Raw genomic sequence first — 23,040 nt, 5'->3', positions numbered from 1 at the left:
TAATTGAAGCAAGCATCATCTTTAAAACTCGGCTCTCGGCATCGCTTTTATAATATGATTGCTGTTTTTTTATACATAATGCACAAACAAAAAACCCCCGCCATAAGGCGAGGGTTTCGAATTTTGGTGGAGCTAAGCGGGATCGAACCGCTGACCTCTTGCATGCCATGCAAGCGCTCTCCCAGCTGAGCTATAGCCCCACAGTACTTTCATTTTCCAAAACCTGATGGGAGCAGGATTTGGTGGAGTTAAACTCCAACGACCGTTTAATTAACTCGCTGAAATGTAAAGCAATACTTCAGATAGTTCCTTAACGATGGGGCGGATTATAGGCCTATTGCTTTTAATGGGTCAAGCGTATTTTTCTAAAAAACATCGAGACATTACGCACAGAACATTTGTTGTACAGAGATGATGAAGAAATCGCCAGATACTGCTGCTAATTTGTCGGAATACTCTCCGCTTTTATTTCCCGGCATCCATATCGCAGCGCATATAATCCCAGCCCGTGTAGCCCTTAACTTCTGGTACGGCGTCCGGGAGGTTCTGATAATTGGCTTCATGGCGAACATATTTGCTTTTTAGTCCCTCCTTAGTGAAATAGACCGTACCCCAGGACCACCCGGGGGCATCCGATGTTATCTTGTTTATGGTGCCATCCGAAAGTTGATAGGGTATACCCGCTCCCCCAGGAAGAATGCGCGGGTCATCAAACGGCTTTGACGACATGTACAGACGGTCCTTTGTCTGTAAAAATCCCTGATCGTTGACCACCGTGAAAGAAAGAACATCATCGTAGGATGGTGATGAATCACCATTAGGTTCATTATGCCCAGGGGAATACTGTACAGATTTCCAGGTTTTTCCGTAATCTTTGGATACTCTGAAACCACCCGCACCCCAACTGGTAATAGCAATATATTTCTCTGATGGATGAATAAATTTACGGGTCAATATTCGAAAAAACTGGAAGTACACCTGTGAATGAATACCTCTTTGCGTATCCGTGTACCAGAGCTCTCCCTCACAGTCCCAGCCCTTTAATTCCAGATACCCGGCATGGCCCCCTCCAGTACAAGGTATTCCAGCGAATAGGGGGAGTGATTGAGGATCAAGCAGTCAGCGGGCAGACGACCTTCTTTAACCACCCACATATTCGCCAGCATGGTGATAATCGTCCCCTGGCTGTGGGCGACGATATTGATGGTGTCATTTTTGGCGAAGTCATCATTTCGGATTGCCAGAATCAAATCTGCTAGTCGCCGCGCAGCATACGCCTGGTAAATACGGTGTGGGTTTTGATAGATGGGATGGCTCCAGTCACCGTTGTTCATCATATCGTTACGCGAGTTAACCAGACCAACCGTTTCCAGTAATTTACCGGCCGTGCCAGGGCCAAACATGTCGGGAATATTAGTCGTCGCATTGGCAAAAGTCCCTCCACCTTTGGCATACGTTGGATCCAACCAGTTGTTCAGGCTATCAATATGTTCACCGGCATGTATTGCAATTTTTTTATTATCAAACTCACGGTAGGTGTCATAAGGCAGGTCCGCATCCTTGTGTTTATCCTTGAGATCCTCACGATAACGTTTCTGATCGGCTTGCCAGGCTGAATGCTCCACGGGTTTATATCCCCAGTAAAAGGGAATAACCGGTGAGCAGGCAATTTTACCCTCAATATCCGAAATCATGAATTTCCCTTCAGGCCATATATGAGGCTGAAAGTCGTCTCTCCCGAGACGGGTATTCAACCCCATGCAAATTCCCGTATCCTGATTCTCATAGGCTTCCCCGACGTCATTCACGCCATGTACCAGTATCACGATACAAGGCATGATTGGTTTTTTATTTTCGTCTTTGTCTGCCGCAGGTATTGCTGATGACTCAATCTTCTGTTCTGGTATGGGCGGGAGATGTTGCTGCATCAGCCCCGCCATGTTCACCGTATTACGATGATTCATAAACAGTTTATCGGTCAACGGGTCGCCCATACGGGCGGCAGGTAATCCGTCAATAAATACAGTAGGTGAACCAGCGATAATGGCGGTTTCATGATAACCGTCATGCTGGGAGCCTTTGTCAGATAATTTAGCGGCTAACGGCATAAAATCCCCCTGTTATTTTCTTATCTTACGATAAAAATATTGATAATATTAAAAATACAGTGAGTATGAATGCACTACTTCATCATTTGTGTTTATTATAATAGCCCCCCATAATTTAAAGAATGGAACAATTTCAACAATGAAGTATCAAAAACTCTCTCAGTATATTAGATATATTATTAGAATATAAATATTTACCTTTATCTTCTTCAGATAAACATCTCCAAAATGGAGCCCAGTAAACATCCAGCCAGAACTTTAACCCTCCTTGCAAACTGCCTAGCGCCTCAAAATCAAGATTTGGAAAAACAATATTAGGTGATGGAGGTTCTAGCTGTTCATTGCAAAGTCTTTTGATTAAATAGCCATTATTGGTGATAATGTCTATAATTATTTGATTAAAGTCTTCAAACTTATAATAATGAATGGTTTTACCTTCATGAGATATACATTCTTTTTCTTTGTTAGGCTTTTCATTAAAAATAGTAAAAATTAAATCCTCAATCAGTGGTAAGTCAGCGGATTTAATCATAAATCGTGTTGAGTATGCGTAAACTTCTTCATTTTCCAGGGATACAAAAAAAGGATATGAGTTTTTAGATTTAATCTCAGGGATAAAGTCAGATCTTGGATAGAATTCCTGGAGTTTTTTTTGCCTTTTGAATAAATTTAATATATTAATTTTCATCTATGTAATCCGCAATCCAGTCTGCACTATAGTATCCAGCAGCGCCAAATATTATACCTCCTGCAAGTCCTGTTAAAAATGCCCCAGGACCGGTTTCTACTCCTACTGCGGCACCTGTGACAGCGCCTATTTTAGCACCGGCAACAAATCCACCCCACCCTCCAGCTTGCCGTATAACTTCAGCACTGATAGGTTTTACACTACCAGTTTCAACAGATTTTTCTGTTGCCTGTTCAAGATCATAAGCCGTGAACACAATCCCTATAACCTGAACTACATGTCCAACTTTCGCAAAATTTTTAACAAGACGGAGTGATTCAGGTGTGAATATTGCCTTAGCAGGTACTTTCTCATCTTTAATTAATATTTCTTTATCTACATCTCGAACATAAGCCACAATTTTGTCTACACGTTTTACTAGATGTGGATTATTGGACTTGTATTCTTCTAGTGCTTTTAGGATCTCCTCTGTTGTTACTAGTTTAGCACCTGATTTCAATGCTTTATCGATATCAATATAGATTGATTTACCATCAAACCTAGGAGATCCACCTGGGAAAATAGAGCTTGTAGAGATATATTGAGATTTGTTATTACCCATAACATGCTCTGCAATACCAACAGATGAATTATGCTCCTTCGGTAGCAATCCATACCGTTCAGGATCTGTCTCAGAAAGGAATCTAATGGGAGTTAAATTCATTTTTGATAGATAGGGATTGGATTGAGAAGCATATATTTTTCGTACTAAAAAACCTTCTTTACCCGGCTCATCGACAATGATAAAAAAAAATGCTCTGGCAGGCATTAAGGGGCCATTTATATCATAAGTTGAATATGGATTTTCATTGGTTAAAGTTGAATATTCTGACATCTACCATTTCTCCAATGCATGAATTCCCAACCAAACAGTAAGTTTGGAAGATTTATTGGTAAAGACCCGCTTGCATAGTCCTTGTGAATCTGTAAAACCTTTAAATATATCTCCATTCTCAGTACGAATATAATACGGAACATTAATCATTGGTTTACCATTGTCCCCAAATACTCGGAATTGTTCATCAAATAAGCCCTGATCATCTGGACAATCTGAGTTATCGCTGTAGACTTTCTCTATTTCTTGGTTCTCGTTATCGTATTTCTCATCTACCAGCACACTTGGTTGGAACGTCCCCACCGGCGTCCCCGGACTCCCTCCGCCATTCAGATTGATCACCGGCCCCATGATGTCCACACCACCCGCGTGTATCACCACGAATGAACCACCCACTTTCAGGCTTATCCGGCTGCGGCTCTCCAGCACAATATCGTCGCTAACAAGAATCCCCAGCGCACCGCTCACTTTTTCCGCCAGGTCGCCCTTCACCTCCAGGCTGCATTTGCCTTCCACCAGGCTGATATGGTTCCCGGTGGTTCTGTGCTCCTGCTTTCCCTCCACCGTTATCCGGCGGTCGTTCGCCACGTACAGACTGTCGTCATGGCTGATATTCACGGTCCTGTCCCGCTTTACCTTCAGCATCTGATCGTTGCCTACCGTGATGCTTCGATCATGCGCCACCGTCACGCTCTGATCGTGCCCGCTGGCATTTTCCTTCCCGACTCGCACCGTCTGCCCCAGCCCGACGGTAATATTCTGGTTGTTGCCGATAGTTTCCGAATGATCCACTTTCACATCCGTGGTGCGGTTGTTCAGTACCTCCGTATCCGTATTTTTCTGCGCATGGATATACACCTGCTCTTTCCCGGTCGCGTCGTCGAATCTCAGCTCGTTAAATCCGCTGCCTTTATAGGTTTTCGAGCGTATCGTCATCTGCGTTTTTGTGGCCGGCAGCCTTCCCGGCGGGCGGTTATCCTGGTGGTAGGTTCTGCCCATGATGATCGGTTGATCCGGATTGCCATTCAGGAATCCACGATCACTTCCTGCCCGACGTGTGGAATGGCCAGATGGCCAAAACCCGCGCCCGCCCACGCCTGTGATACCCGCACCCAGCACGAGTCGTCTCATTCCCCTGGGCTGGAGCCGATCCCAGTGAAAACGTACCCGCACCCGACCGTACGCGTCGCAGAAGATTTCCTCGCCCGCCGGGCCGGCGACAATGGCACTTCTCGCGGGCCATCGACCTGCGGTTTTTGCAGCGCGGCGGACTGCCAGGTGTGGTCTGCCGGAATGACTTCAAACTGATTATTGAGGGCGGTTCCCGCCCCTGGCTGCCGTGCAGCGCCTGAGGCTGCTCACCCGTCAGGCTGCTGCTGACCACCAGCCACTCCCGGTTCAGCTGACTGCTGACCGATGCTCCGTCAGATGAAACCGCACGCCCGGCGACAGCGTCGGGGAGTGGCTGCTGCCCCCCGCGATTAGCATCGCAGCGCAGGCTGTCTGTCCGGTAACGGAACAACGCCTGCCTGTGCTGCTACTCCTTGAACCGCCCCGGATAATCGAAAATTTCATACTGGGTCAGTTGCCCGTTTCAGAAACTGTCCGGCACGGGTCGTAATACGCCGCCCAGCGCGGAGATTTGAAGGTATAGTCCTCGGATTCCACCGACGACGGGCGTATCTGTGCCTGGTAGCGGAAGGTGCTGATACATTCCGTGGCTTATCGGTTGAACGTTTGGGTTAAACGGTACTTCCGGCCATGACGCCACGCTGGACACCTCGTCGCCAGCACCAACTTTTTTGCTCCGGCCCGTCTTTCGCGCATCCGTCGTAGAAGAAAATCCCCTCTCGCCGACAACCGCGCCAGAAGGTCAGGTCGGTTTCGCCAATACTGAACACAAAATTCCCGCGCCGGATGCGGCTGGAACACCGGTGTTGGCGCCCGCTGACGCTGTTTTCCGCCAGCAGCGTGGCGGTGATGGTCTGGATATCCTGCTGCTGGAAGATACGGAAGTTCTGCCGCAGGCCACAGCGCCAGAGCGGCGGCGAGATCGCCAGGCGGTATTTTGTCTGCCAGTGATTGTTTTCCCCCCGCACCATGCGGGTGATGATGCCAGTGGCGCATCGCCGGGCGACCGGCCCCTGCCAGAGAGTCAGCACGGCGCGTTTTTCCAGAAAGTCCGTGGCCTCCAGCTCGGGAAGGGAGCTGGCAATATCGACATTCAGGCGGAAGGGGGCGGAGTAGCGCTGCTCGAGGGAAAAACTCACCACCGCAGTGGCCGTCTCCGGCAGCCCGTCCACTGCCAGCGTAAATCGCAGTCCTTTTAATGACATATTTACCTCACGGATACTGACAGGAATCACAAACGATTCATCGTTTACCGGCTGTAACAGTACAGCGTTGCACTGGTTTTCAGGCACGCTACCGCCGAAGTTTCCGGCGTCCGCCATCTCCCATAAAGTACAACTCTTATTACTGACAACCTTTCCTGCTGACACCCGTCGTCTCATTGATTGGGTGTGAATATGAAACAAAGCAAAAACAGCACCCAGCCATATGGCTGAGTGCTGTTGGTCGATATTTACGCTTCCAGCGGTGCGCGCCAGTCGTCAGCGCCAGATGTGCCGGACTTAACGTGCTCCCATTCGATTTTGCGATAGGCAAGGGAGACCTTGATCAACTGCGTGAACTCACGTTTGGTTTCGTCCTGGCAATGAGGCATATGCAGGTCGATATCGACGATCGTCGAGTCAATAAGGCGGGTGGTGAAATAATGCTCCTGTTTACCTTCAACGCTGGTACGCCACCAATGCAGCTCCGTTTTTGGCAACATTTCACCGGAAGCCAGCGCGTTGTACAGCAGAGGTACTGCCTTGTTCAGCGCCACGGTGAAAATGAATGGTTTGTGAGAACGCTGGCCTGAAGGCTGGCCGGACTGTGGGTCTGTCGGCACAGTGACATTGTGCTTAAACTCCTGCACCAGCATTTCATCTTCGTGACCCTGCACGTAAATGTTGCCGACAGAATCCGGTGTGAAAGCACGATCGGTGATCAACCCTTGGGTCTGACCCATGATTGATATGTAACAAGGTGTTGGCATTTGTAAACTCCGTTTATCTATTTCTGCTTACTGCTTTAAGTACCTGCCGTTAATTCCTGGCAGACTGATGGCGGTACGGTTCATACCGGTAACCGCGTCATTCCTGCATCCTACTGATGCATAAAACCTCAATTTGGACGTCGGTAAAAAGCCTACTTCCACCGGCTACCAAAACAATTATTAAAAAAACAAAAATAATTACACGACATAAAACAGCATCTATCACACATTTTTAAAAGTTAGTTTTGAATCAAGAATAAATATTATACCCACTAAATTTAAAACTCTATTTGTGTATTTTTAAGAACTCATTAAACCCATTCAAAATAATTATCAACAAAATTAAAATCATACATAAATAAAATATACAAAAAACAACATCAATTAATAAAACCTTTAAAAATCAACAAATTACACAAAAACCCCATCTTGATGTGTAGTTTTAAATGCATTTCACCACATCAAAAACGTTCTCTCTGGTTTATTATCGAGTCAACAATACCTTTCTTTCACACGAAGAAAAAGGTTTTTAAAATTTATTTCTGCGCGTAGAATGCGGATCAGAAAATGATCGAGCAACTGTATTTACACCGCTATTACAGCGGCATATCCGCTATTTTTGGCGATAAGAATCATGCTGCACTCATGGCCTGAACGATAACCTTACGGACTATTTTATGAGCATAAATAGCAAGAAAAACGACGGCAGTGTCGCGCCTAAAGAGCGCATAAATATTACGTACACCCCAAAGTTAAATAATCAAACGGCTGAAGTAGAGCTGCCGCTTAATTTATTGGTTACTGGCAATCTAAAAGGTTCAACAGACAATACGCCGCTCGATGAACGCCAACCAATCGCTATTCACCGCAATAATTTTAACGCCGTGCTGGAACAGGCCGGAATTACCCGCAGTTTCACCACCGCTTCCGCGCTCGGCGAGCATCCTGACGCGCGGATGGATATCACGCTGAAAGTGCAGTCCCTGGCCGACCTCACGCCAGACAACATCGCCGCTCAAGTGCCCGAAATGAAAAAAATGCTGGAGTTACGCGAAGCACTGGTCGCCCTGAAAGGGCCGATGGGCAACATACCTGCTTTTCGCGCGCAGCTTAAGGCCTTACTGGATAACGAAGAAAGCCGTGAGCAACTGATTGCGGAGTTGGGCCTTGCTGGCCGGAAATAATTTTGTATAAGGATTTCAGTATGTCAGATACCTCATTACAGGCAGAACTCACCCCTGTCGCCATTGCCGATGCCCCTTCTCTGCTGGATGCAGTGATGGCGCAAACACGTTTTAAACCGGAATCAGAAAGCTACGACATCGCCCGCCAGGGGGTAGCCGCATTTATTACCGCTCTGTTGCAGGATGATAACGAGGCCGAGTCTGTCGATATTCTCGCCGTCAATGCCATGATTGCTGACATTGATGAACGTACTGGCCGCCAGATGGATCTTATTCTCCACGCACCAGAGTTTCAGGAACTGGAGTCATTTTTACGCTCGCTGAAACTGCTGGTTGATCATGCCGATCCACGCGAAAACATCAAAATTCATCTGATGCACGCTACCAAAGAGGAGTTGCTGGACGATTTCGAGTTTGCCCCAGAAATTACGCAATCCGGCTTTTATCGGCAGGTTTACTCCAGTGGCTTTGGGCAATTTGGTGGCGAACCTATTGCCGCCGTCATTGGTAACTATGCTTTCGAAAATACCGCCGCAGATATGAAACTGCTGAAATATATCAGTGCGGTCAGCGCAATGGCCCATGCTCCGTTTCTGTCTTCCGTAGCGCCAGAGTTTTTTGGGCTGGAATCGTTCACCGAACTGCCAGGAATTAAAGACGTGGCGGCCATTTTTGAAGGCCCAGCCTATACCAAATGGCGCTCTTTGCGAGACTCGGACGATGCCAGAAATTTAGGTCTGACAGCACCACGTTTTCTGCTGCGCCATCCGTATTCTCCGGGTGAAAACCCAGTAAAAAGCTTTAACTATCGCGAAAACGTCAGCCGCAACCATGAGCACTATCTCTGGGGCAATACCGCATTTTTACTGGCGGCCAATATGGCTGAAAGTTTTGTCTCAACCCGCTGGTGCCCGAATATCGTCGGCCCACAGAGCGGTGGCGCGGTAAAAGATTTACCCGTGCATTTATATGAGGCTATGGGCCAGCTTCAGGCCAAAATCCCGACCGAAATTCTCATTACTGACCGCCGGGAATATGAGCTGGCAGAACAGGGATTTATCACCCTGACCATGCGTAAAGGTTCTGATAATGCGGCTTTTTTCTCTGCTAACTCCGTACAGAAACCCAAAACTTTCCCTAATACAACAGAAGGGAAAGAGGCGGAAACCAACTACAAACTGGGCACACAGCTTCCCTATCTTTTTGTGATTAATCGCTTAGCGCATTACGTCAAAGTTCTGCAACGCGAACAACTGGGTTCATGGAAAGAGCGTGGGGATCTGGAGCGCGAGCTAAACACCTGGATACGCCAGTATGTCGCAGACCAGGAAAATCCGCCTTCTGAAGTGCGCAGCCGTAAACCGCTACGTCAGGCGAAGATTGAAGTCACAGATGTAGAGGGTGAACCAGGCTGGTATCAGGTCGGGATCAGCGTGCGTCCACACTTCAAATACATGGGCGCTAGCTTTGAACTCTCGCTGGTCGGGCGTCTGGACAGGGAATAATCATCATGACGGGACGGGAAAGCAGTCTGTTTGATCGCATCTGTGAAGCCGCGAATACCATTTCGCATCCGCAGGAAGCGCTGCTGTATTCGGTACGCAATAACCTGCGCAATGTGCTCAACACCCGTTCCGGTAGTTGTTACGGATCCCCGGCGCTGGGGATTGTGGATTTTAATGACGATCGGGCTGCGGATTCAATTCCCCTGCGCGAAAGAGCGGTTCTGGCTATCAAGAACTGTATTTTGCGCTACGAGCCACGGATTTCGGATGTTGTCGTCACCGCTGCCGCCGAGGAAAGCCATGCACCGATGGATCTACGCTTCCATATTGTGGCACAGGTGAATTTTAGCGACCTCAGAGAGGTTCTGGAGTTTGACATCCTGCTGGATAACCACCAGCACTGGCGAGTGGAGCCCCTCTGATGGCCTTCGAAGAACGCTACTACCATGAAGAGCTGGATTATTTACGCCAGCTTGGCAAAGTGTTGGCGCAAGAAAAACCTCATCTGGCTCGTTTTCTGTCAGAAAAAGAGGGGGACCCGGATGTTGAACGTCTGCTGGAAGCTTTCGCCTTCCTTTCTGGTGGTCTGCGGCAAAAGCTGGAAGACGAGTTCCCGGAGTTTACGCATGGTCTAATCAACATGCTGTGGCCCAATTATCTGCGCCCAGTACCGTCAATGACCGTGATTGAATATCAGCCAGCTGCGGCACAACTCTCTGCCCCAATTCAGGTTTGCCGTGATGAGTTAATCAGTTCCGACGTGTCGCGCACGGCATCATCGGGGCGCAAGATTTTGGCGGAAAACAATACGTCGTCACTTCCCGTCTGCCACTTCACTCTGGCGCATGACATCTGGCTGCAATCCTTAGCCATTCGGGATGTGCGTAACAGCAGCACCCTGAAAGAGGGTACGATTGATATTGATTTCACCACTGAGGATTATGTTTCCCCTGCCGCGCTGGATTTAAATAAGCTCACCTTCTGGCTGGGCAATGAAGATGACTACACCCGCTATCAGCTTTACCTGTGGTTCAGCGAGCGGTTAATGGATGCGGAACTAATTGCCGGGGATTATCGCTTGCCTCTTCCGGCACTGTGGCTGGACGCTGCGGGGTTTGAACGTGACGATTCGCTGCTACCGTGGCCGAAAAATGTCCATAGCGGTTATCGGGTACTTCAGGAATATTTCTGCTATCCCGAAAGCTTTCTCTTCTTTCATCTGCGCGATGCCCTGCCGTTACCGGAAGATTTTCCGGTCAGCGCCTTTACGCTACGTCTGCACTTTAACCAGCCGCTACCGACTCATATCAGGCTGCGTAAGGATTCACTGCGTTTATACTGTACGCCAGCGGTGAATCTGTTCGCCCATCATGCCGAACCCATCAGCCCAGACGGCAGCACGCCACAATATGCGTTACATGCCAGTCAGCAGAACCCCGATTTCTACGATATCTTTCAAATTAGGTCGGTATCCAGCCCTATAAAAGTCTCAAACGGCGCCCCTGGGACCGATGACAAAATTCGCTTTTGGCCTGAGTTTGAGAGCTTCCAGCATCAGATTGAGTACAGCCGCCAGCGTGAGGTCATTTACTGGCATCACCGGACAAAAACCTCCCTGTTTCATCGCGGCCTGGATCATACCATCGCCTTTGTTCATGCCGATGGCAACCTGCCAGAGCGTTCCCGACTGGGCGGCGAAGTACTCAGTGCGGAGTTGGTTTGTACGAATCGGATGTTACCGACCTTATTGCATACGGGGGACATTTGTATCGCGGTGGATAAAAACCCAGCCGTCGCCTCTTTCAGCAATGTCACCCGCCCTACCCGTCCGTTGTACCCGGTAACGGATGGCGATATGCACTGGTCGCTGATCTCTTGTATGAATCTGAACTACCTCTCACTGCTGGATAGAGAGGCACTCATTCAGGTGCTGCGTACCTTTGATTTACCCGGAATTCACCATCCGCAACAGGCTCGCCTTTCGTCTCAAAAGCTGGAGGCCATCGAAAAAATGGAATCCCACCCTGTTGACCGGCTGTTTAAAGGCATTCCGGTTCGCGGACTTACCACCACGCTGTGGATCTCGCCCGCGCCTTTTGTCTGCGAAGGTGAGATCTACCTGCTGGGCACGGTGCTGTCACATTTCTTCGCCCTGTACGCCAGTATTAACTCGTTTCATCACCTGAAAATTATTAACACTGAAAGCCTGGAGACTTGGGAATGGCAGCATACCGGCCAGCACGCTCTGATGTAAAAACAGCAGCGTCATTCCCGTCCGATGTGCGCGGGACAAATTTCTACGTGCTGATGGATGCACTGTATCGCCAGTCTGGCGAGGCAGACCGCGAACCTTCCCTGCGTACCGAACCAGGTGCGGAAGTGGCGCTGTTTCAATCCGACGCCAGCATCGCGTTTCCAGCTAGCGACTTGAGCAGACTGGATCGCAACGACGCCGGTCAATTCAGGCTAACCACAAAATTTTTGGGATTCTCCGGCAGCCAATCGCCGCTGCCGGGGTATTACCTTGACCGGATGGCGCGAGAGTCCGCGCAGAATGAAGACGGTCTGGCGGCGTTTCTCGATTTATTTAGCCACCGCTGGACTCAGTTTGCATACCACGCCTGGCGTAGATACCGCTATTACATCTGTTTTCGTAATGGTGGGACGGATACCTTTTCACAGCGGATGTATGCACTGGTTGGGCTAGGTAATAAAAACGTACGCGACCGGCTCGCCATTAACCACAGCAAAATGCTGGCATATGCCGGGATACTGGCTACGCCAGGACGTTCGCCGGATGTGGTGTGCAGCCTGGTGTCCCACTGCTTTGAACTGCCGGATGTCACGATTGAAAACTGGCAGCAGCGTAAGGTGACGATTGACCCCTCGCAGCAAAACCGACTGGGCGTGCGCAACCCGAAAACAAAATCAGCCGGCTACGTGCCTGGGCGCTCGGTTATCGGCGTCAATTTCACGCTGGGCAGTAAAGTCCCCGATCGCAGCGGAAAATTTCTCCTGCGATTAGGCAGTCTATCGATGGCGCGTTACCTCTCCTTTTTACCGGATGGCGACAATCACCAGGCGCTGACGATGTTTATCTCTTTTCTACTGCGCGATCAGTTCGCCTGGGATTTACGGCTGAACCTTGCCCCAGAGCAGGCTCAGGGAATGCGGCTGGGAGACAGTTCAACGGCCCGCATTGGGCGAACCAGCTTTATTGGCAGGCCGGCAACGCCGCCGTCCGTAACCCTCCACATCAGGGAATAATTTTATGGCGCAGTCTGTGGTTGACGAAAAACAAAAACACGATGGTTTATCGCTGACGTTGCAAGTGATGAACGGCAATGAGCTGGAAAGCGGTCGAGCTGCAAAATGTCTTTTTTGCGCTGACGGCGGTGAAATCGGTCATGCCGAGGGATGCCACTGGCCGGTACAAGACAGAGCCGGTTCAGTCGCCGGTCGCGCCTGCCAGATTGTGATACACGACGGGATATTCTGCCTGCGTAGCCTGATGCCTGGACTGATGATCAACCTGGCGCCAGTGTCGGTAGATGCCGGGCTGGTTCGTCTGCGTCAGGGCGATGAAATTGGCCTTGGGGCGCTCGCGCTGAAAGTGTTTATCCATGAAGGTGCGTTGGTCAGCTACGGCGAGCAGATGGCTGCGCCGGAAACCATCATCAGCAATCGCGATCGTCTGTCGGATGCGCTACTCGCCACCGATGGGCAACCAACCTATCCGGGTATCCCCCACAAACACCAGCTTGCCGACACCGTAGCGAACGGGTTTTCCACCGATCCGCTCCAGGCATTACAGGCTGAAAGCTTGACCATGATGAATACGCCGTTTTCCAGCCACACCACCTATCACGACCCCGCTCGTCACGGTGGAAGCGATAACGCGTTTATGGACTTACCGCCAGGCCATGCTGAACAGCACGACGCTCAGCGTGAGGCTGAAATGGCACAGCGCCATCTTGCCGTCGCCCCGCTGCTGCGCGGGCTTGGCAGTTCACTGGCGGTGAATAATTCTCAGGATGCCGATGATTTTCTTGAAGAAACGGGGCGCACGCTACAGGCGGCAATCAAGGGCTTGCTGGATTTACAACAGCACCGCCACAGCCTGTCGGACAAACACCTGCGCCCGCTCGAAGATAACCCGCTGCGCCTGAATATGGACTACGCCACCGCGCTGAACATTCTGTTTGCCGAAGGGAAAAGCCCGGTGCATCTGGCTGCGCCTGCGGCGGTGGCAGAGAGTCTGCGCAATGTCCGCCATCACGAAGAGGCCAATCGGGAGGCGATTGTGGAATCGCTACGCGTACTGCTGGATGCGTTCTCGCCGCAAAGCCTGATGCGGCGTTTTGTTCAGTACCGCCGCAGCCATGAACTGCGCCAACCGCTCGACGATGCCGGTGCATGGCAGATGTATCGCCACTATTACGACGAACTGGCGTCCGACCGGCAGCAGGGTTTTGAAATGTTATTTAACGAAGTCTATGCCCAGGTATATGACCGGGTGCTGCGTGAGAAACAGCGGGAGCCTGAAGCATGAACATCAGGGCGTTTCTGGCCTGCGTTCTGATGAGCGCGGTATTAACCGGCTGCGAAACGGCGAAAAAACTCGGCCAGGTGATTGCCGACCCCGGGATTCAGGTCGGCAAATCGGCGGAACAGCCGTCAGAGGTCATCATCACTTTGCTGACCGAGCCGGATGCCAACGCTAACGCGGAGGGCGAAGCCGCACCGGTGGATCTGCAACTGATTTATATGAGCGACGACTCAAAGCTACAGGCCGCCGACTATGACCAGGTCGCCAGTACGCCGTTGCCCGATGTGCTGGCAAAAAATTATCTCGACCATCAGGACTTTAGCCTGCTGCCGGACACCATAAAGACATTGCCGTCGGTGAAACTGGATGAAAAGACACAGTTTATTGCTGTTGTGGCCTACTTTTCCGATAACCAGGCCAGCGAATGGAAATACATCACACCGGTGGAGGCCATCGGGCACAGCTATCGCCTGCTGGTACACATCCGGCAGAACAGCATTGAAATGAAAAAAGAGGGCAACTGACAATGGCGACCATGAAAAATAAAGTGCTCTGGCAGGAAGGGTTGTTCGCGATGCCGCAACATTTCCAGCAACAGCAGCGCAATCAGGAATACCTGCTGAACCAACGTCTGAACGCACAAGGGGACTTTAGCTGGGGGTTTACAGCGCTGTCAGTAAATACTGAACTGCTTGCCCAGGGAAAAATCATGCTCGATAGCGCAGTGGGCTGTATGCCTGACGGAACCGTCTTCAGTATTCCTGAGCAGGATCCTCTACCCACGCCTTTCCAGCCCCTCGATCTGTCAAAACCGGGAAGCCATGATATTTACCTTGCGCTGCCGGTTATCAGCGATATTACCTGCGAAATTGCCGGACGCCAGAGCGCCGGACAAGGCACGGGGCGCTACCGTCCGACTGATGCGGAAATTCGCGACTTCCACTCCGATGGCGGCGATATTCAGCAAATCATACTGGGGCAACTGGTGGCGAAAATCGTCAGCGGCGCGGACGATCTCAGCGCAATGGTGACGCTACCGCTGTGTCGAATTCGCAGCCAGCAGTCTGATGGCGCACTGATACTGGACGATAGCTTCATCCCAACGTGCCAGGCCATTCGGGTAAGCCAGGTGTTGAATGGTTTTGCCGGTGATGTGCAGGGGCTTATCAGCAACCGCGCCAACGAACTGGCCAAACGCATTGGTTCACCAGAGCAGAGCGGTATCGCTGATGTCGCAGAATTTATGATGCTACAGATGCTGAACCGCAATCAGATGCACTTCACCCATCGCGCGCACCTGCATACCCTGCACCCAGAAGGATTTTATCTCGATTTGGCCCGTTTGCTGGGCGAACTGATGACCTTTACCGAAAACAGCCGCCTGCCCTGCGCGATAGAGGTGTACAACCATCGAGATCTGACTCAGTCGTTTAAAACGGTGATCCCGGAACTTCGTCGGGCGCTCAATACAGTGCTGATGCCCAGAGCGCAGAATCTGCCGCTTATCTTCTCCGATGGGGTTTATATCGCTACTGTTAACGATCCCACGCTGTTGCAGTCAGGTTCCTTTGTGCTGGCGGTACGCGCACGAATGCCGCAGAACCAAATTATTCTCCAGTTCACTCAACAGTCGAAAATCGCCGCAACGGACAAAATCCGCAACGTGGTCAGCGTCCAGGTGCCTGGCGTACCGCTAACGCCGCGAACCGCCGCACCGCGCCAACTTCCCTATCACGATGGCTATGTTTATTTCGATCTGGATAAAGGTGCAAGCGCCTGGCAGGACGTGGTGAAAGCTGGGGCGATGGCATTGCATATTTCTGGCACCTTCCCGGAGATGGATCTCCAGCTATGGGCGATAAGAGGTTAAGGCCATGAGCGAACAGACCGCTATTTTACCGGAGCCACAGGATGAAACCTCCCGCCGCCAGTATCGGCTTACCCTTCGCGGCAATAGCCTGAATCCGATGGTCGATGCTGCTACCCCGTTGCTGGGGATGGTGATGCGGGTCGCCACCATGAACAGCCAGTCAATGCCGGAGCATCTGTTCTCTCAGGTAGTCACCGATGTGCAGGCGGTAGAACAACTGCTTCAGGAGCAAGGCTACGAACCGGGGGTGATTGTCTCCTTTCGCTACATCCTTTGTACCTATATTGATGAAGCGGCGCTGGGTAACGGCTGGTCGAACAAAAACGAGTGGATCAAACAGTCGCTGCTGGTGCATTTCCACAACGAAGCCTGGGGCGGCGAAAAGGTGTTTATTCTACTGGAACGCCTGTTGCGCGAACCGAAACGCTACCAGGATTTACTCGAATTTCTATATCTCTGTTTTTCGCTGGGTTTTCGTGGACGTTACAAAGTGGCGGTACAAGCTCAGGGAGGTGAGTTTGAACAGATATACCAGCGCCTGCACCACGTCCTGCATAAGCTGCGCGGCGATGCGCCCTTTCCATTACTGCATCAGGATAAAAACCCCCAGGCCGGACGTTATCAGTTAATCAAACGCCTGACCATAAAACACCTCTTTCTCGGGGGCGCGATAGTGCTGGCGCTGTTTTACCTGTTTTACCTAATGCGTCTGGACAGCCAGACCCAGGACATTCTCCACCAGCTAAACCGGCTTCTTGCCAGGTAAGGACACCGTATGATCCAGATTGATATCTCCACGTTGATAAAACGGCTGAATCCGTTTTCCCGACAGGCGCTGGAAATGGCCGCCACAGCCTGTATGAGCCAGCAGGCCACCGAAATTACCGTGGCGCATGTGCTGTTGCAGATGATAGCTATCCCCCGCTGCGATTTGCGCATGATTATGGAAAAAGCGGAGATTAGCGTCGAAACGCTGGGACAAACGCTGACCGTAGAACACTACGCCACCATGCGCCACACCGACAGTTACCCAGTATTCTCACCACTGCTGGTTGAATGGCTGCGCGACGCCTGGCTGCTCGCCTCTGCCGAGATGCAGGTCAGTGAACTGCGTAGCGGCATTCTGCTGCTGGCCCTACTGCATTCGGCGCATCACTATGTCCCCACTGCGGCGGCCCGGTTGCTCACAGGGATTAACCGGGATCGGTTGCGCCAGGATTTTGACGACTGGACGCGAGAGTCGGCGGAAACCGTGATGCACAATGAGTACAAAAAAAGCGTCACCACATCGCCGCTCACCAGCGACAGTCTGCTCGCATGTTACGCGAAAAACATGACCGAAGCGGCCCGTCAGGGACGGCTCGATCCGGTACTATGCCGCGACCCAGAAATTGACCTGATGATCGACATCCTCTGCCGCCGCCGCAAAAATAATCCGGTCGTGGTCGGTGAAGCCGGCGTCGGCAAAAGCGCCTTAATTGAAGGGTTGGCGTTGCGTATTGTCGCCGGTCGAGTGCCGGACAAACTGAAAAACACCGACATTATGACCCTCGATTTGGGCGCCTTACAGGCCGGAGCCTCGGTAAAGGGTGAGTTTGAAAAACGCTTTAAGGGGCTGATGGCGGAGGTTATCACGTCCCCAGTGCCTCTCATTTTGTTTATCGATGAGGCGCACACGCTCATTGGCGCAGGTAATCAACAGGGTGGCCTGGATATTTCCAACCTGCTCAAACCGGCGCTGGCACGGGGTGAGCTAAAAACCATCGCCGCTACCACCTGGAGCGAATACAAAAAATACTTTGAAAAAGACGCAGCCTTGTCGCGCCGCTTCCAACTGGTAAAGGTGAGTGAACCCAATGCCGCCGAAGCAACCATTATTCTGCGCGGCCTCTCTACGGTGTATGAACAGTCGCACGGCGTGCTCATTGACGATGAGGCCTTACAGGCGGCGGCCAGCTTAAGCGAGCGTTACCTCTCTGGCCGCCAGTTACCGGACAAAGCCATCGACGTGCTCGATACCGCCTGCGCCCGTGTCGCAATAAATCTTTCGTCGCCGCCGAAGAAAATTTCGGCGCTGACCACATTAAGCCACCAGTGTGAAGCGGAAAGCCTGCTGCTTACGCGCGAAATCCGTATCGGCCTGCGAACGGACACCGCCCGTCTCGACGAAGTTCACGCACAATATGAAGCCACCCAGCAAGAGCTTAAGACGCTGGAAGAGGCCTGGCATCAGCAGCAGGCATTGGTACAAGAAATTATCACGCTGCGCCAACAGTTGCTGGCCGAGCCGAAAGACCATGCAGACATGACGGCCCCCGCAGAACGGCTGGCGCGGTTAACGGCAGAACTGGATGCCCTGCATCACACACAGTTATTAGTTTCCCCGCACGTCGATAAAAAACAGATTGCAGCGGTGATAGCCGAATGGACCGGCGTGCCATTGAATCGCCTGTCGCAAAATGAAATGTCAGTCATCACCGACCTGCCACAGTGGCTGGGTGAGACCATCAAAGGCCAGAACCTGGCGATTGCCTGCTTGCACAAACACCTGCTCACCGCGCGGGCGGATTTACGCCGTCCGGGGCGTCCACTCGGCGCATTCCTCCTGGTTGGCCCCAGCGGAGTGGGCAAAACCGAAACCGTGCTGCAACTGGCGGAACTGCTGTACGGCGGTCGCCAGTATCTCACCACCATCAATATGTCGGAGTTCCAGGAAAAACACACCGTCTCGCGGCTGATTGGCTCGCCGCCGGGCTACGTGGGCTACGGCGAAGGCGGCGTGTTGACCGAAGCGATTCGCCAGAAACCGTACTCGGTGGTGCTGCTTGATGAAGTCGAAAAAGCGCACCCGGACGTACTCAACCTGTTCTACCAGGCGTTTGACAAAGGCGAGATGGCGGACGGTGAAGGCCGCCTGATTGACTGCAAAAACATTGTCTTTTTCCTCACCTCTAACCTCGGTTATCAGGTGATTGTTGAGCACGCCGCCGATCCGCAAACCATGCAGGAAGCGCTGTACCCAGAGCTGGCGGACTTCTTCAAACCGGCGCTGCTGGCGCGGATGGAGGTGGTGCCGTATCTGCCGCTCTCGCGGGAGACGCTCGCCACCATTATTAGCGGGAAACTGGCTCGGCTCGATAACGTTCTGCGCAGCCGCTTTGGCGCTGAAGTGATCATTGAGCCGGAGGTAGCGGATGAAATCATGAGCCGTGTTACTCGCGCAGAAAACGGCGCGAGGATGCTCGAATCGGTGATTGACGGCGAAATGCTGCCATCGCTCTCGCTACTGCTCTTGCAGAAGATGGCGGCCAATACGGCCATTGCCGGTATCCGCCTGTCGGCGGTAGACGGCGCGTTTATCGCCGAGGTAAATGATGCGCTGGACCACGAACTCATCACCGAGGATGAAACCGTTTTATGAGCCGGATATGCGCTTTCCGGCAAATCGGGCTGCTAATTTCGGGCCTGCTGGCAGGCTTGCCTGCCCGCGCCGACGCCCCACTGGACTCGCAGGTCACACTACAGGCGATGCAATCCTGCCGCCGTGAGTCTGCGGCGCTGGAACGTCTCGATTGTTATGACCGCTTGCTGGAACCGCTTTCACCGGAAGGATTTGGTGGTGCGTTAGTCAAAGCCAGTTTTATCGGCGAGTCCTGGACCCGCGCCACTGCGCAGGAAAAGCAACGTTCTGACAACACGACAGAACTACGGGTGACACAAACAGCGGGAGAGCGCCCGAGTGTGCTTATCACCACTCCGGCGATTGGCTACGTCCCGCCACGCCCAGTGCTGATGCTCAGTTGCGTGGATAACATCACCCGAATGCAGGTGGCGCTGATACATCCACTGAATACCCACGATATTGCCGTCACCCTCAATGCGGACAACCGGAAACTCCACAGCCGCTGGTTTGTTCGGGAAAACGGCATGTTGCTGGAATCGAGCCGAGGACTTTCTGGTATCGATGAAATCAAGTCACTGTTCGGTGCAAAAACGCTGACGGTGGAGACTGGCACTGATGCGGCTGCCAGAAAACTAACTTTTAATATCAACGGACTGATGCAGGTGATTGCGCCATTGCGTGAGGCCTGTCACTGGGCGGGGGAGTAATAATATGAATATTGATTCACTTCACACTGAAGTCTGGGTTTCCAGCCTTTTAGAAAACATGTCAGATGAGAAACTGGAATCTGCACTTAAAGACGATAACCCAGACTGGGAATACATTGATGGCGAAATCGTTAAGCTGGGTTCACTGACGCACAACCAGCTTGATATCCTGGAAATCCAGCGTCGGGGGCTTATGCTTCTGGCTTCGGAAAGCAAGGATTTTCGCCTGCTGGCCCATCTGCTACGTACGTTGCAACATGCTGGCGACCCGCAGCTGGCGGTTCGTTTGTTGGCGCTTTACGTGGAACATTTCTGGATAGCGGCTGCGCCGCAGAACGCGATATATAAAAAACGCATTGCCAGCCAGATAATAAAACGCTTTGAACCCGGAGTTGCAGACTTTGCTGAAAACGCGACCACCGTTCAGCGTGATGCGCTGCTCAGTGAACTGGCGAAACTGGAGCTGTGCTGGCAGACGCATGATGCCTCAGAACTGATTCAGGCCACCGATGATCTGTCAGCCCTGTACCGGCGAGCTTTTGTTAAGGCTGAGCCGACAAGAGTTCCAGACCCGGCGCTCCCTACCAGCACAGACGCAACTGATAACATGCTCAGGCAAAGCCTGGTTGCCGAAAATATCCCCGCACCACAAATAAATATCGACACCCACGATGACACAGCCTGGCGCGACACCTTGTTGAAGGTCGCCGCTATTCTTTGCGAACGCCAGCCAGCGTCGCCACAGGGCTGGCGTCTGCGCCGTTATGCGCTCTGGCAAACCATCACCAGCACGCCTCAGGCTGGGCTTGATGGGCGCACCTTACTGGCGGCTGTCTCCGCCGATCGTGTGGCGGATTATCAATCCAGGCTTGCCTGTGCGGATATGGCGTTGTGGCAGGAAATAGAGACCAGCATATTACTGGCTCCATACTGGTTCGACGGCCACTACCTTTCCGCGCAGACCGCACTGAATTTGGGTTATAAGCGCACGGCAGAAGCTATCCGAGACGAAGCGGCTTGTTTTATCGAACGCCTACCACAGCTCGCTGACCTGTTATTTCATGACCACACACCGTTCATGTCGGCGCAGACAAAACAGTGGCTAGCCACCCCCATAATCCACGCTACAACCGTAATACAGACCACTGAAGAAGCCCTGACGGTCAGAGCATGTTTCAGCACACAAGGGCTGGAAGCCGCCTTACGTTGCCTGGACACGCTGCCGGAATGCGGCCCCCGCGACAATTTCCATCGTCAGTATCTTGCTGCGCAATTAACGGAAGAGGCCGGAATGGTACAGCTTGCGCAGCAACAGTATCGGGTGCTGTTCAGAGCAGGCTTACGCATGATGCTGACCGACTGGGAACCCTCTTTACTTGAGCAGATTGAACAAAGATTCACGGCAGAATAATAAAAGAAAACAGGAGCTTTTGTGTTCAGATTACCGACACCCCGTATTTTTTCCGGCCTGGGAGCGATGCTCAGGCCGGCCATGCCCCGGTTTAAGGTTTCTGCCGCCTGGTTACTGGCCGTGGCGTGGATTTTTCTGCTGGTGTGGATCTGGTGGAAAGGCTCGACGTGGACGCTGTACGACGAGCGCTGGCTTGAGTCGCTGACCCGCCGTTGGTTGGCAACGGCGGTGTGGGGATTTATTGCTCTGGCGTGGCTGACGGCCAGAGTCATGAAACGGCTGCAACAACTGGAACGCCAACAAAAGCAGCTGCGCGAGGAAACGCTGGACCCACTCAGCGTCGAGCTGAATGCTCAACAGCGTTATCTCGATCGTTGGCTGTTACGCCTGCAACGCCATCTAGACAACCGGCGTTATCTGTGGCAGCTACCGTGGTACATAGTTACAGGCCCGGTGGGCAGCGGTAAAACGTCCCTACTACGTGAAGGTTTTCCGGCCGACATTATTTATACCCCAGAGGCCACACGCGGCGCAGAGCAACATTTGAGCCTCACACCTCATGTAGGTAAACAGGCGGTCATTTTTGACACCGAGGGCACATTCTGTGAACAGTCGGATAATCTGCTGTACCGTCGGCTATGGGAACATGCGCTGGGTTGGTTTGTGCAAAAACGCGCTCGCCAACCACTGAACGGCATTATTTTAACCCTTGATTTACCTGACCTGCTGACGGCCGATAAACATCGTCGCGAACATCTGCTACAAACATTACGCAGCCGCCTACAGGACGTGCGCCAGCATCTTCATTGCCAGTTGCCGGTGTATATCGTGCTAACAAAACTGGATCTACTCCACGGTTTTGCCGCCCTGTTTCAGGCTCTGGATAAAAAGGAACGCGACCGTATTCTCGGTGTCACCTTCACCCACCGTGCTCATGAAAATGAGGACTGGCACCGCGAACTGAATACCTTCTGGCGAGCCTGGGGTGAGCGGATAAATCAAGCCCTGCCAGACCTGATGCTGGCACAGACTCACGCGCGCGCGTCTTTGTTCAGTTTTGCCCGTCAAGTTGGTGACAAACTGGTGTATCGGTTCAAAGGATTAGGCATTAAAGCCATTCAGTATAAATATGGCGGTCAAACTTATGTCAAAATTACCGGTTATGCATCTCTGCGTCGTATTCTCCGGGGAACACGATATAAGATTACTTCACCTAAAGTACTCGAGCTAGGGATTGGCAAAACCGGAATTAATGCCAACATAATTAGCGGCGCTAAGTTCTGCATCTGGTTTTCACTGGCTTGGCGTACGGTAGAACTTATTTTTAAATCTGACCATGATCTTGCTGCATTTATTGGTAATATTACAATGGATATTGCCAAAGTTATTACCACGATATTTATAACGAAAGCAATAACTGCCTTAGGAGCAGCATTCATCAGTGTTACAGTACCTGTAGCTCTAGGTTTTTTTACTATAGTTGCAATAGGATTTATTATCACAAAATCTCTAGATTATTTAGATAATAATAAATTTAAGTTATCCGAAAATCTTATTTCAGCAATCAAAGATGGTATGAAGGCACAACAAGATATCAACCAATGGAATCTCGAACATACTGATCCGTTTACATTAGGC

General features: G+C 51.5%; 19 protein-coding genes, 1 tRNA gene and 3 pseudogenes. 13 read left to right on the top strand and 10 right to left on the bottom strand.

Features of this window, described 5'->3' with window-relative positions:
- Positions 1-124: 124 nt before the first annotated feature.
- The 10 genes and pseudogenes from AC6I4B_RS07335 to AC6I4B_RS07290 all read right to left on the bottom strand — a co-directional run bounded on the left by AC6I4B_RS07335 (position 125) and on the right by AC6I4B_RS07290 (position 6,773).
- Positions 125-200, bottom strand: a tRNA-Ala gene (locus tag AC6I4B_RS07335).
- Positions 201-465: 265 nt separating this feature from the next.
- On the bottom strand, positions 466-1,050 hold the full coding sequence (locus AC6I4B_RS07330) for a T6SS immunity protein Tli3 family protein (RefSeq protein ID WP_497772054.1): 585 nt from the start codon (positions 1,048-1,050) through the stop codon (positions 466-468).
- Positions 1,051-1,052: 2 nt separating this feature from the next.
- Positions 1,053-1,994, bottom strand: a pseudogene (locus AC6I4B_RS07325) (T6SS effector phospholipase Tle3 domain-containing protein); the annotation flags it as partial.
- Positions 1,977-2,108, bottom strand: a pseudogene (locus AC6I4B_RS07320) (PAAR domain-containing protein); the annotation flags it as partial. The pseudogenes AC6I4B_RS07325 and AC6I4B_RS07320, both read right to left, overlap by 18 nt.
- A gap of 133 nt (positions 2,109-2,241) precedes the next feature.
- Entirely contained in the window at positions 2,242-2,796 is a 555-nt protein-coding gene (locus tag AC6I4B_RS07315) for a hypothetical protein (RefSeq protein ID WP_497770654.1), read from the bottom strand.
- On the bottom strand, positions 2,786-3,670 hold the full coding sequence (locus tag AC6I4B_RS07310) for a glycine zipper family protein (RefSeq protein ID WP_497770652.1): 885 nt from the start codon (positions 3,668-3,670) through the stop codon (positions 2,786-2,788). Before AC6I4B_RS07310 ends, AC6I4B_RS07315 begins: the two co-directional genes overlap by 11 nt.
- Positions 3,671-4,669: a bacteriophage T4 gp5 trimerization domain-containing protein gene (locus AC6I4B_RS07305; protein WP_497770651.1), complete on the bottom strand. Its 999-nt coding sequence runs from the start codon at positions 4,667-4,669 to the stop codon at positions 3,671-3,673.
- A 26-nt stretch (positions 4,670-4,695) separates the two neighbouring features.
- Positions 4,696-4,782 (bottom strand): hypothetical protein, encoded by an 87-nt coding sequence (locus AC6I4B_RS07300; RefSeq protein ID WP_497772052.1) that lies wholly within the window; start codon positions 4,780-4,782, stop codon positions 4,696-4,698.
- A gap of 630 nt (positions 4,783-5,412) precedes the next feature.
- Positions 5,413-6,123 carry a contractile injection system protein, VgrG/Pvc8 family gene (locus AC6I4B_RS07295; RefSeq protein WP_497770650.1) on the bottom strand — a complete coding sequence of 237 codons (711 nt, stop codon included), beginning with the start codon at positions 6,121-6,123 and terminating at the stop codon, positions 5,413-5,415.
- Between the two features lie 131 nt (positions 6,124-6,254).
- Positions 6,255-6,773 (bottom strand): Hcp family type VI secretion system effector, encoded by a 519-nt coding sequence (locus AC6I4B_RS07290; RefSeq protein WP_497770648.1) that lies wholly within the window; start codon positions 6,771-6,773, stop codon positions 6,255-6,257.
- A gap of 677 nt (positions 6,774-7,450) precedes the next feature.
- Here AC6I4B_RS07290 and tssB point away from each other — a divergent pair.
- The 13 genes and pseudogenes from tssB to AC6I4B_RS07225 form a co-directional block, all read left to right on the top strand.
- The gene (tssB, locus tag AC6I4B_RS07285) at positions 7,451-7,957 is read left to right on the top strand and encodes a type VI secretion system contractile sheath small subunit (RefSeq protein ID WP_497770647.1); all 507 of its coding nucleotides are present in this window, start codon (positions 7,451-7,453) and stop codon (positions 7,955-7,957) included.
- Between the two features lie 20 nt (positions 7,958-7,977).
- Positions 7,978-9,462: a type VI secretion system contractile sheath large subunit gene (tssC, locus tag AC6I4B_RS07280; protein ID WP_497770646.1), complete on the top strand. Its 1,485-nt coding sequence runs from the start codon at positions 7,978-7,980 to the stop codon at positions 9,460-9,462.
- A 5-nt stretch (positions 9,463-9,467) separates the two neighbouring features.
- Positions 9,468-9,884, top strand: coding sequence for a type VI secretion system baseplate subunit TssE (gene tssE, locus AC6I4B_RS07275; protein WP_497770644.1), 417 nt, complete (start codon positions 9,468-9,470; stop codon positions 9,882-9,884).
- Positions 9,884-11,716 carry a type VI secretion system baseplate subunit TssF gene (gene tssF, locus AC6I4B_RS07270; protein ID WP_497770643.1) on the top strand — a complete coding sequence of 611 codons (1,833 nt, stop codon included), beginning with the start codon at positions 9,884-9,886 and terminating at the stop codon, positions 11,714-11,716. The genes tssE and tssF overlap by 1 nt, the downstream gene beginning before the upstream one ends.
- Entirely contained in the window at positions 11,683-12,729 is a 1,047-nt protein-coding gene (gene tssG, locus AC6I4B_RS07265) for a type VI secretion system baseplate subunit TssG (RefSeq protein ID WP_497770641.1), read from the top strand. The genes tssF and tssG overlap by 34 nt, the downstream gene beginning before the upstream one ends.
- Positions 12,730-12,733: 4 nt before the next feature.
- The gene (tagH, locus tag AC6I4B_RS07260; RefSeq protein ID WP_497770639.1) at positions 12,734-14,014 is read left to right on the top strand and encodes a type VI secretion system-associated FHA domain protein TagH; all 1,281 of its coding nucleotides are present in this window, start codon (positions 12,734-12,736) and stop codon (positions 14,012-14,014) included.
- Entirely contained in the window at positions 14,011-14,535 is a 525-nt protein-coding gene (gene tssJ, locus AC6I4B_RS07255; protein ID WP_497770638.1) for a type VI secretion system lipoprotein TssJ, read from the top strand. The genes tagH and tssJ overlap by 4 nt, the downstream gene beginning before the upstream one ends.
- Before the next feature lie 2 nt (positions 14,536-14,537).
- Complete coding sequence (gene tssK, locus AC6I4B_RS07250; protein ID WP_497770636.1) at positions 14,538-15,881, top strand: type VI secretion system baseplate subunit TssK; 1,344 nt, start codon at positions 14,538-14,540, stop codon at positions 15,879-15,881.
- A 4-nt stretch (positions 15,882-15,885) separates the two neighbouring features.
- A complete protein-coding gene (gene icmH / locus AC6I4B_RS07245; protein ID WP_497770634.1) occupies positions 15,886-16,647 on the top strand; it encodes a type IVB secretion system protein IcmH/DotU in 762 nt (253 codons plus the stop codon).
- Positions 16,648-16,656: 9 nt separating this feature from the next.
- Positions 16,657-19,302, top strand: coding sequence for a type VI secretion system ATPase TssH (gene tssH / locus AC6I4B_RS07240; protein ID WP_497770633.1), 2,646 nt, complete (start codon positions 16,657-16,659; stop codon positions 19,300-19,302).
- Positions 19,299-19,991 (top strand): type VI secretion system-associated protein VasI, encoded by a 693-nt coding sequence (gene vasI, locus AC6I4B_RS07235; RefSeq protein WP_497770631.1) that lies wholly within the window; start codon positions 19,299-19,301, stop codon positions 19,989-19,991. Before tssH ends, vasI begins: the two co-directional genes overlap by 4 nt.
- 4 nt (positions 19,992-19,995) lie before the next feature.
- Complete coding sequence (gene tssA, locus AC6I4B_RS07230) at positions 19,996-21,402, top strand: type VI secretion system protein TssA (protein ID WP_497770630.1); 1,407 nt, start codon at positions 19,996-19,998, stop codon at positions 21,400-21,402.
- A gap of 21 nt (positions 21,403-21,423) precedes the next feature.
- Positions 21,424-22,473: pseudogene (locus tag AC6I4B_RS07225) on the top strand (type VI secretion protein IcmF/TssM N-terminal domain-containing protein); the annotation flags it as partial.
- Positions 22,474-23,040 lie beyond the last annotated feature (567 nt).

Source organism: Kluyvera fluvialis (assembly GCF_059725275.1).
This window is presented reverse-complemented; position numbering and strand designations above follow the sequence as displayed.

Bases quoted from the DNA above. Each gene is read 5' to 3' on its own strand.
- AC6I4B_RS07315 (WP_497770654.1), bottom strand. From the start codon at position 2,796: ATGAAAATTAATATATTAAATTTATTCAAAAGGCAAAAAAAACTCCAG.
- AC6I4B_RS07310 (WP_497770652.1), bottom strand. From the start codon at position 3,670: ATGTCAGAATATTCAACTTTAACCAATGAAAATCCATATTCAACTTAT.
- AC6I4B_RS07305 (WP_497770651.1), bottom strand. From the start codon at position 4,669: ATGGGCAGAACCTACCACCAGGATAACCGCCCGCCGGGAAGGCTGCCG.
- AC6I4B_RS07295 (WP_497770650.1), bottom strand. From the start codon at position 6,123: ATGGCGGACGCCGGAAACTTCGGCGGTAGCGTGCCTGAAAACCAGTGC.
- AC6I4B_RS07290 (WP_497770648.1), bottom strand. From the start codon at position 6,773: ATGCCAACACCTTGTTACATATCAATCATGGGTCAGACCCAAGGGTTG.
- tssB (WP_497770647.1), top strand. From the start codon at position 7,451: ATGAGCATAAATAGCAAGAAAAACGACGGCAGTGTCGCGCCTAAAGAG.
- tssC (WP_497770646.1), top strand. From the start codon at position 7,978: ATGTCAGATACCTCATTACAGGCAGAACTCACCCCTGTCGCCATTGCC.
- tssE (WP_497770644.1), top strand. From the start codon at position 9,468: ATGACGGGACGGGAAAGCAGTCTGTTTGATCGCATCTGTGAAGCCGCG.
- tssF (WP_497770643.1), top strand. From the start codon at position 9,884: ATGGCCTTCGAAGAACGCTACTACCATGAAGAGCTGGATTATTTACGC.
- tssG (WP_497770641.1), top strand. From the start codon at position 11,683: ATGGCAGCATACCGGCCAGCACGCTCTGATGTAAAAACAGCAGCGTCA.
- tagH (WP_497770639.1), top strand. From the start codon at position 12,734: ATGGCGCAGTCTGTGGTTGACGAAAAACAAAAACACGATGGTTTATCG.
- tssJ (WP_497770638.1), top strand. From the start codon at position 14,011: ATGAACATCAGGGCGTTTCTGGCCTGCGTTCTGATGAGCGCGGTATTA.
- tssK (WP_497770636.1), top strand. From the start codon at position 14,538: ATGGCGACCATGAAAAATAAAGTGCTCTGGCAGGAAGGGTTGTTCGCG.
- icmH (WP_497770634.1), top strand. From the start codon at position 15,886: ATGAGCGAACAGACCGCTATTTTACCGGAGCCACAGGATGAAACCTCC.
- tssH (WP_497770633.1), top strand. From the start codon at position 16,657: ATGATCCAGATTGATATCTCCACGTTGATAAAACGGCTGAATCCGTTT.
- vasI (WP_497770631.1), top strand. From the start codon at position 19,299: ATGAGCCGGATATGCGCTTTCCGGCAAATCGGGCTGCTAATTTCGGGC.
- tssA (WP_497770630.1), top strand. From the start codon at position 19,996: ATGAATATTGATTCACTTCACACTGAAGTCTGGGTTTCCAGCCTTTTA.